Genomic DNA, 8,501 nt, shown 5'->3' on the forward strand with positions numbered 1-8,501 from the left:
ACAGTCTTTGACAGTTTCCCGACAAAGCTCACAAAGACTCATCGACGGCCCGCCCCTAGCATTCGAGCATCCAAACCACCCCTCGGGTGCTCATCATGTTTCGCACATTGCGCAGTATTCCGCTGCTGGGTTGCCTGCTGGGCAGCCTCGGCTGCCACGGCCAGCCGCCGGCCCCGCCGCCCATTCCCAAGGGCGACTACAGCGCAATCATCCGCTACCTGCAAAAACGCATTCCCAGCGAAATGGCCAGGCAAAACATACCCGGCCTGTCCATCGCCCTGGTCAACGGCCAGGAACTGATCTGGGCCCAGGGCTTTGGCCTGGCCGACAAGGCCCTGGGCAAACCCGTCACCCCCAACACCGCGTTCCGCGCCGGCGCCCTCTCCAAACTGCTGACCGCCACCGCAGCCCTGCAACTGGTGGAGCAACAGCGCCTGGCCCTCGACGCCCCGATCCAGGACACGCTGCGGGAGTTCTACGTACGCTCGCGCTTTCATTCCGACCAAGCGGCCGCCGACCGGGACATCACCCTGCGCCGCCTGCTCAGCCACCAGTCCGGCCTGCCCAGCGAACACCTGCGGGACGTGCGCAACACCTTCGCCATGGGCCAGATGCCAATGCGTATTTCAGGGGTTTGGCTGAGCACGCCACCGGGGACCCAGGTGGCCTATTCCAACCTCGGCTACGCCCTGGTCGGTGCCGCCATCGAACGCAGCAGTCGGCAGGATTTCGAAAGCCGACTGCAAAGCAGCCTGCTCAAGCCCCTGGAGATGAACCAGTCGAGCTTCGTCGGCACCGGCGCGCAACCGGGCTTTCGCGCCCGGGGTTATGCAGACGGCACCGTCAGCGCCGACGCCCAGGTGCGCGACCTCGCGGCCGGTGGCTTGTGGAGCAGCCCCAAGGACCTCAGCCACTACGTGCGCATGCTCTTCGCCCGGGGCCTCTATAAAGACAGACAGGTACTGGGCAGCCAGTCGATTGACGAGATGTTCACCCAGCAAAACACCGGCAACGCCCTGGACTTCGACTGCCAGATGGGCCTGGGGTGGTTTCTCGCCCCTTGCGGCGATGAGCCGGTGGGCCCCGGCATTCGCACCTTCCAGCACAGCGGTGGCGGGGATGATTTCGCGGCGCAACTGACGATGCTGCCGGACCAGCAACTGGCCGTGATCGTGATGGCCAACGACAGCAACGCCGAAGAGATGGTGGTGTCCCTGACCACCGACACCCTGCGCCTGATGCTCCAGGCCCAGACCGGCGACCCGGTGTGTGCCGACAACTGTCAGGCGCCCGCCCACGGCCTGAAAATCCGCCAGGTGCCCGCCGCGATCGACCGCAGGCGCCTGGCGGGTTTCTACGCCACGGCCTGGGGCATTTTCCGTATCAAGGACGAAAACGGCCAGCTGTATGGCGAGTTGGCCGACACCCGTTTCGAACTGCTGCGCGACGGCCAGGGCTGGCTGCGGGCACAACAGAAATTCCTCGGCTTCTGGCTCAAGGACCTCGGTGAACTGGGCCGCGTGCAGCTGGATGTGGTAACGGTGCAAGGGCGCCAGATGCTCACCGCCCGCAGCCACGGCCAACGCGTCCCGGTGGGCGAACGCATCGAACAGACCCCGCTGAGCAATGCCTGGGCCGACACCATCGGCACCTATCAAGTGCTCAACACCCATGAGCCCGACGCGCCCCTGAGCGGCATCAGCGTGCGCCTGGAGAACGGCTTCCTGGTGATCCGCGGCCAACTGCACGACGAGCCGCTGACCGACTACATCCTGCTGCCCGTGGACAACGCCCACGCGGTGCTGGCCGGCAACGGCTATGGCCTGGGCGATACCGTGAGTCGCCAGGTCAACGGCCTGAGCGCCTCCGGCTACCACTTCAAACGTACCGATTCTCCCCACAACCCCTTGAGTCTCTGACCTCACATGAAGACCATCATGCGTTCAAAACACCTGTGCCTGTCCCTGACGTCGCTGTGCCTGCTGGCCAGCGCCGACACCCTGCTGGCCGATGACTGGGAATACACCCTCAAGGCCGGCGTGGCCAACCTGCCCCGCTACAGCGGCAGCGACGAGCGAGTCACCGCGCCGGTGCTGGGCGCAGCCATCGTCAGCCCGTGGGGGATTTTCCTCGACACCGACAAGGGCCTGGGCTGGGGTTATGACGGCGGCGGCGCGAGCTTCAGCGCCTACGTCGGCGCCAGCGGCTCACGCAAGGACGAAAGCAAGACCGGGCGCCCGGGCTCGAAGAAACTCAAGGGCATGGGCGAGATCAAGACTCGCGCCCAGGTGGGTGTCAGTGGCAGCTATAACCTGGGCGGGGTGATTCTCGGCGCAACCCTGGAGCATGCGCTTGAGGAAGATGATCACAAGGATTCCGGCAAGGCGTTCACCCACCTGGAGCTGAGCCTGGGCACCAATCTGTACGACGGCGACTACGGTTCGCTGGATGCCAGCCTCAGCAGCCATTTTGGCGACAGCAATTACCTGCAGACCTGGTACGGCGTGACCACCGGCCAGGCCGCACAGAGTCGCTTCAAGGCCTACAAGGCCAGCGGCGGCAACATCAGCAACGGGATGAATCTGGTGTGGAGCTTGCCGATCAGCGAACACACACAGTTTTCGACGCTGCTGGATGTGCAGTACCTGGCAGACAAGGCCGGGCAAAGCCCGATTGTGGAGAGACGCTTGCAGACGTCGGTGATGGGGATGGTCGAGTACACGTTCTAACTTTGGTAACCCAATCAAAATGTGGGAGCGGGCTTGCTCGCGAAGGCGGTGTTTCAGTCAATGTATCCGGCGACTGATTCACCGCCTTCGCGAGCAAGCCCGCTCCCACATTTGATCTCCATGGCTCCTGGATGATTACTCGGCATACGCCCAGGTCATCCGGAACGATGCCCCGCCCCACTCCGAATCCAGCACTTCAACCTGCCCGCCATGCCATTGGCACACCCGCCGCACCAGCGCCAAGCCGAGGCCGAAGCCACCGGTGCGGCGGTCACGGCTGGCGTCCAGGCGCAGGAACGGCTCGAAAATCTTCCCTCGCCCTTCCACCGGCACACCGGGCCCGTCGTCATTGACCCGTACTTCATAGCCGGTGCCAAACTTCACCAGCGACACTTCCACGCGCCGGTCGGCATAGCGAATTGCATTGCGCAACAGGTTGATCACCGCCCGTGCCATAAAGCGCGGCTCGATACGGATGTAATCGACTTCACAGGTGCGCAGCAGCAACTGCACGCCTGCCGCCTCGGCCTCCAGGGCGACGCTGCCGATCACACTATCGAGCCAGCTGTGGGCCTCGATGCTTTCCCGGGTGATCTGCGTGGCGCCGCGCTCCAGGCTGGCGTAGGTCAACAGTTCCGAGACCATTTCTTCGAGCTCGCCGAGGTCGGCATACATGTCGGCGATCAGTGCGCGGCTCTCCCGTGGATCGGCCTGTTGCTTGAGCTGGTCGAGCTCAAACGACAGCCGCGCAATCGGCGTACGCAGCTCGTGGGACACGGCGTTGGTCAACTCGCGCTGGTTGGCGATCAGGCTTTCAATGCGCTCGGCCATCTGGTTGAAGTGCCCCGCCAGCTCGCGCACGGTAGAACGGCGCGGCAGCAGGATGCGCGAGCCGAGATCGTTGTCACCGAAACGTTGCGCGGCCAGGCGGATATGCTCCAGGTCACGCCAATGGGGCCGAACCCAGAAGTACAGGACAATCGCCAGGCACAGCCCGAGGAAGCCATAGGCCCACATGTACAGCCACTTGGGCTCTTCCGGCAGTTTGATTTCCAGCAGTTGGTGGCCGCCGTCGATGTTGGAGATGAACTCCATGAAATCCCCACGCACCACCAACTCGCCACTGGCCAGCAGTTGCTGTTCACGCTCGGTAAGTTTCAGCCTGTCCCGCTGCACCAGCGCCAGGCGCAACCCATAGTGCGGTTGCAACTCGGCCAGGCGGGCGGCGCGCGCTTCCCCCGTCACCGGCCGCAATTGTTCCACCACCCCATACGCCGGGCCGCGCAGGGCTTCGCGGTTGTAGGTTTCGTTGGCCTCCGGCAACAGCTCATCGAAGGTGTAGTTCACCAGCCAGATCGCCCCGGCCAAGCCAATGGCCAGGATGATATACAGACGCAGAAACAGCCTTAACATCTAGACCTCCCAGGCGAACGGATTGAACAGGTAGCCCTTGCCCCAGATGGTCTTGATGCACACCGGTTCCCGGGGGTTGTCATTGAGCTTGCCGCGCAGCTTGCTGATGTACACGTCGACGCTGCGGTTGAGCCCGTCAAAGGCAATACCGCGCATGCGGTTGAGAATGTCATCGCGGGAGAGGATTTTCCCGGCGGCGCTGGCCAGCAACCACAGCAGTTCGAATTCCATGGTGGTCAGGTCGATCTTCTCCCCGCCCAGGCTCACCACACGGCAACTGCGGTCGATGGCCAGGCGGCCGAACTCAAGGGCGCCGCGCACCGTGGGTTCCGGCGCCTGGCGACGCTGCAGGGCGCGCAGGCGAGCCAGCAGCACAGGCGGCTTGATCGGCTTGATCACATAGTCATCGGCGCCGGACTCCAGGCCGAGGATGTGGTCGAGGTCGTCTTCCTTGGCGGTGAGGATCACGATGGGCGTGTCGGACACGTTGCGAATTTCACGGCACACATGCAGGCCGCTCTGGCCGGGCAGCATCAGGTCGAGCACGACGATCTTCGGCTTGAACTCCAGGAACGCCGCCAGCGCCAGATCGCCGCGGTGCACGGCCAGCACCTCGAAGCCATGCTGGGACAGGAAATGGGCGATCAGCCCTGCCAGCTTCTCATCGTCCTCCACGAGCAAGACCTTGCCGAGACCCAAGTTATCCATAAATTTCCAGTGCACGCGCGGATTGAAGTGTGCGCATTATAGGTGGCAAGCCGGCAGACTAAAGCAGCTGGCCATCACTGGCCGACGAAGCTTCATGCTTTTAAGAGTTTTTAACAGTTTCACCGCAGTCTTTAACTCGGTACCGTCCGCCAGATGCGCCCCACACGCTTTTCGGAAGTGTCGCTGATGACAACACCACAAACACAAGAGAATCATGGCCCTCTACCTACATAGCGGGAGAAAACCATGTTCGTTCGTCACAAATCAGACATAGAAAACACCGCGCACTTTGTCGAATGGGGCGCTGGCACCAGCCATCGGTTGCTGACGGAAAAGGACGGGATGGGTTATACCGTCTGCCACACCGTCGTGCGTGCCGGCACCGAGTCACTGCTGCAATACCGTAATCACCTGGAGGCTTGCTACTGCATCGCCGGTGAGGGTGAAGTCGAAGATATGGACGGTAACGTCTACCCGATCCGCCCCGGAGATATTTATGCGCTGGACCAACACGACTGCCATTATCTAAGAGGCGGAAAGGAGCAGGACCTGGTGCTGGTCAGCGTATTCAACCCGCCGCTCAAGGGCGACGAGCGCCACAATCTCACGGATAAATCCGGCTCCGGCTACTGACGACAATTTGACTCACGGACACGAGCACACCATGCGCAAGGATTACCTGGCTTTCTTCATTTCGTTGTTTCTGTCACGCCTGGCCGACCAGATTCTGTTGTTCATCGTGCCGCTGATCGTGTTCCAGACCACCAACAGTGTGTCGTGGGCGGGCCTGGCGTTTTTTGTCGAATCCTTGCCGCGGTACCTGTCGTTCCCGGTGTGCGGGGCGTTGTGCGACAAATATCCCGCCGTGCGCGTCCTGCATATCAGCCAGGTGTACCGGGCGCTGGCGTGTGGGGCGGCGGTGCTGCTGTATGGAATGTTCGACGGGATTTACTGGATTGTCATGCTTTCGGCGCTGTGCGGCGTGTTGACCACCCAGGGCATCATGGCCCGGGAAGTGCTGCTGCCGCATATCTTCAAGCATTACACCTACGCCAAGACCTTGTCCTACTCGCAGATTGCCGACCAGACCGGGCTGGTGCTGGGCCCGCTGGTGGCCGCGCTGATGTTGGGCGTCTGGGCCTGGCACTGGGTCGTGCTGGGGGTTGCCGGGCTGTTCCTGCTGGCGGACCTGGCGATGCGCATCTGGCAACGCCACACCACGGTCAATCTTGAAACTTTCGAGCAGCACAACGACATCTGGCTGCAGCCGTTGCGCGTTGCCTTCGGGCATATCCGCGACCTGCCGGAGCTGAAAAGGATTATCGCCCTGGCGGTGGGTGTGAACCTGATCATCGGCGTCACCCTCGCCACTTCCGCCGCGATGGTCATTGGCCAATACGCCGCCGGCAAGGACACCTACGCCGGGTTGCAGGCGGCCGGCGCGCTGGTGACCATCGCCATCCTGTTTTTCCTGGCGCGCGCTTCCCTGCCGCTCAAGGTGCTGGGCGGTTTGTCGTATTCGATGATTGCCGTGGGAGCGTTGATCACGGCCATCAGCCCGAATGTGTGGGCTTATGCCGTGGGTTTCCTGCTGCTGACCGGTTTCGACAAGATGTTCAACGTGTACATCCGCAGCGTCCGACAACGGGTAATCCCGGCCCGGGACTTTGGCAAGACGGTGGGCGTGCTGACCTTGCTCAACAACCTCTCGCAGCCGCTGGCCGGGTTGCTGATCGCACTGCTGGCGGCGCCGCTGGGGACGCAGGCGGTGATCCTGATACTCGCCGGGATCACCGCGTTGCTCGGTGCAGCGGTTGCGTCAGGCTGGCACGCCGCTGTGAAAGCGGAACTCGACGTCCGGTGACTCGATCAGTTCCTGCTCGGCGGCGCGTACACGGTCGATGACCTGGGCGATGTCCTTGGCGTCGCCGTACTGGTAAGCCAGTTTCAGGTAACCCTGGAAATGCCGGGCCTCGCTTTTCAGCAGGCCGAAATAGAACTTGCCGAGTTCTTCGTCCAAATGCGGCACCAGTGCTTCGAAACGCTCGCAACTGCGGGCTTCGATAAACGCGCCGACCACCAGGGTATCCACCAGTTTGACCGGTTCATGGCTGCGCACCACCTTGCGCAAACCCGAGGCGTAGCGGCCGGCGGACAGTTGGCGCAGCTCGATCTTGCGCTTCTTCATCAGGCGCATGACTTGCTCATGGTGCACCAGTTCTTCCCGGGCCAGGCGTGACATCAGGTTGATCAGGTCGACGTGGGAATGGTACTTGGCGATCAGGCTCAAGGCGGTGCTGGCGGCCTTGAATTCACAGTTCTTGTGGTCGATCAGCAGGGTTTCCTGGTCGGCCAACGCGGCCTGGACCCAGCCGTCGGGGGTGCGGCAACCGAGGAATTCGTGGATTTCTGGCAGGTTCATCGGGCTCATGGGCAAAGATTCACAAAAGGCCGGCGATTATACCGACCGCGCCGCAGACCGCCAGCTACCGGGCTTGATGTGCATCAACATGACGTGTGCCGGGCAGCAACTATAGTTGTTCCACGCCCACCCTTTTTTGGAGAACCCGACCATGCAAGCCATACGCAGCATCCTGGTGGTCATCGAGCCTGAGCATTCGGAAAGCCTGGCCCTCAAGCGCGCCAAGCTGATTGCCGGCGTCACCGGGGCACATTTGCATTTGTTGGTGTGTGACAAGAAGCACGAGCATTCTGCGATGTTGAGCCTGCTGAAGGCCGGTTTGCAGGAGGATGGCTACAGCGTCACCACCGAACAGGCGTGGAATGACAGCCTGCATGAAACCATCATCGACGTGCAGCAGGCAGAGGGTTGTGGGTTGGTGGTCAAGCAGCATTTCGCTGACAGCCCGCTGAAAAAGGCGCTGTTGACGCCTGCCGACTGGAAGTTGATGCGCTACTGCCCGACTCCGGTGCTGCTGGTGAAGACGTCCAGGCCTTGGGCTGGCGGGGTGATTCTGGCGGCGATTGATGTGGGGAGCTCTGATGCGGAGCACCAGGCGCTGCATAACTCGATCATTGATCATGGTTTCGATATCGCGAGTTTGGCGAAGGCGCAGTTGCATGTGATCAGTGCGCATCCGTCGCCGATGCTGTCGGCGGCGGATCCGGTATTTCAGCTCAAGGAGACGATCGAGGCACGCTATCGTGAGCAGTGCAAGGCGTTCCAGGCGGAGTTTGATATTGACGACACTCATCTGCATATCGAGGAAGGGCCGGCGGATGTGTTGATTCCTCATGCGGCGCACAAATGGCAGGCGGCGGTGACCATCATAGGTACGGTGGCGCGCACCGGGATTTCAGGGGCGTTGATCGGGAATACGGCGGAGGTAGTGCTGGATGCGGTGGACAGTGATGTGTTGGTGCTTAAGCCGCAGGAGTTGATGGATCATCTGGAAGAGCTGGCTAATGGGTGATGCTTCTTTTTGGGGGCATATCCGTTTTTGGGTGATGGCTTGTATTGGTTCCGCTCTTACAGCGGGTCACTTTTGAAAGGAGCCCAAAAGTAACCAAAAGGCTCTTGCCCCACCACTCGGCACCTCGCCTAGGCTCGGTGTGCCCTCACTCCGGCTTTGGACCGTGGGCCGCCGCGATGGGCCATCCTTGGCCCAGCGCGGCTAACCCGGCGCCCTG

At 61.9% G+C, this 8,501-nt stretch carries 8 protein-coding genes; 5 read left to right on the forward strand and 3 right to left on the reverse strand.

All coding sequences use genetic code 11. The annotated features are described in order from the left end of the window. The first annotated feature begins 95 nt into the window (after positions 1-95). Together HX821_RS29425 and HX821_RS29430 are read left to right on the forward strand one after the other, a co-directional pair. Positions 96-1,919 (forward strand): serine hydrolase, encoded by a 1,824-nt coding sequence (locus HX821_RS29425; protein WP_177037178.1) that lies wholly within the window; start codon positions 96-98, stop codon positions 1,917-1,919. Between the two features lie 6 nt (positions 1,920-1,925). After that, entirely contained in the window at positions 1,926-2,729 is an 804-nt protein-coding gene (locus tag HX821_RS29430; RefSeq protein ID WP_087693017.1) for a MipA/OmpV family protein, read from the forward strand. A gap of 135 nt (positions 2,730-2,864) precedes the next feature. On the opposite strand, the gene HX821_RS29435 is transcribed toward HX821_RS29430, so the two are convergent. Continuing rightward, a complete protein-coding gene (locus HX821_RS29435; RefSeq protein WP_087693018.1) occupies positions 2,865-4,142 on the reverse strand; it encodes an ATP-binding protein in 1,278 nt (425 codons plus the stop codon). Further along, complete coding sequence (locus HX821_RS29440) at positions 4,143-4,850, reverse strand: winged helix-turn-helix domain-containing protein (RefSeq protein ID WP_003217561.1); 708 nt, start codon at positions 4,848-4,850, stop codon at positions 4,143-4,145. Between the two features lie 246 nt (positions 4,851-5,096). On the opposite strand from HX821_RS29440, the gene HX821_RS29445 reads away from it, so the two are divergent. Further along, the gene (locus tag HX821_RS29445; RefSeq protein WP_003217559.1) at positions 5,097-5,483 is read left to right on the forward strand and encodes an ectoine synthase; all 387 of its coding nucleotides are present in this window, start codon (positions 5,097-5,099) and stop codon (positions 5,481-5,483) included. Positions 5,484-5,514: 31 nt separating this feature from the next. Continuing rightward, entirely contained in the window at positions 5,515-6,714 is a 1,200-nt protein-coding gene (locus HX821_RS29450; RefSeq protein WP_177021116.1) for an MFS transporter, read from the forward strand. Here the strand turns inward: HX821_RS29450 and HX821_RS29455 are convergent. Then, positions 6,670-7,272, reverse strand: coding sequence for a tRNA-(ms[2]io[6]A)-hydroxylase (locus HX821_RS29455; RefSeq protein ID WP_008431008.1), 603 nt, complete (start codon positions 7,270-7,272; stop codon positions 6,670-6,672). The genes HX821_RS29450 and HX821_RS29455 overlap by 45 nt on opposite strands. Positions 7,273-7,423: 151 nt before the next feature. On the opposite strand from HX821_RS29455, the gene HX821_RS29460 reads away from it, so the two are divergent. Further along, on the forward strand, positions 7,424-8,284 hold the full coding sequence (locus HX821_RS29460; RefSeq protein ID WP_177037180.1) for a universal stress protein: 861 nt from the start codon (positions 7,424-7,426) through the stop codon (positions 8,282-8,284). The last annotated feature ends 217 nt before the right edge of the window (positions 8,285-8,501 follow it).

It is taken from the genome of Pseudomonas sp. B6001 (assembly GCF_013386015.1).
GTDB lineage: Bacteria > Pseudomonadota > Gammaproteobacteria > Pseudomonadales > Pseudomonadaceae > Aquipseudomonas.

What these genes read in the sequence shown, in the direction of transcription:
- HX821_RS29425 (WP_177037178.1), top strand. Translation starts at nt 96, where the DNA reads ATGTTTCGCACATTGCGCAGTATTCCGCTGCTGGGTTGCCTGCTGGGC.
- HX821_RS29430 (WP_087693017.1), top strand. Translation starts at nt 1,926, where the DNA reads ATGAAGACCATCATGCGTTCAAAACACCTGTGCCTGTCCCTGACGTCG.
- HX821_RS29435 (WP_087693018.1), bottom strand. Translation starts at nt 4,142, where the DNA reads ATGTTAAGGCTGTTTCTGCGTCTGTATATCATCCTGGCCATTGGCTTG.
- HX821_RS29440 (WP_003217561.1), bottom strand. Translation starts at nt 4,850, where the DNA reads ATGGATAACTTGGGTCTCGGCAAGGTCTTGCTCGTGGAGGACGATGAG.
- HX821_RS29445 (WP_003217559.1), top strand. Translation starts at nt 5,097, where the DNA reads ATGTTCGTTCGTCACAAATCAGACATAGAAAACACCGCGCACTTTGTC.
- HX821_RS29450 (WP_177021116.1), top strand. Translation starts at nt 5,515, where the DNA reads ATGCGCAAGGATTACCTGGCTTTCTTCATTTCGTTGTTTCTGTCACGC.
- HX821_RS29455 (WP_008431008.1), bottom strand. Translation starts at nt 7,272, where the DNA reads ATGAACCTGCCAGAAATCCACGAATTCCTCGGTTGCCGCACCCCCGAC.
- HX821_RS29460 (WP_177037180.1), top strand. Translation starts at nt 7,424, where the DNA reads ATGCAAGCCATACGCAGCATCCTGGTGGTCATCGAGCCTGAGCATTCG.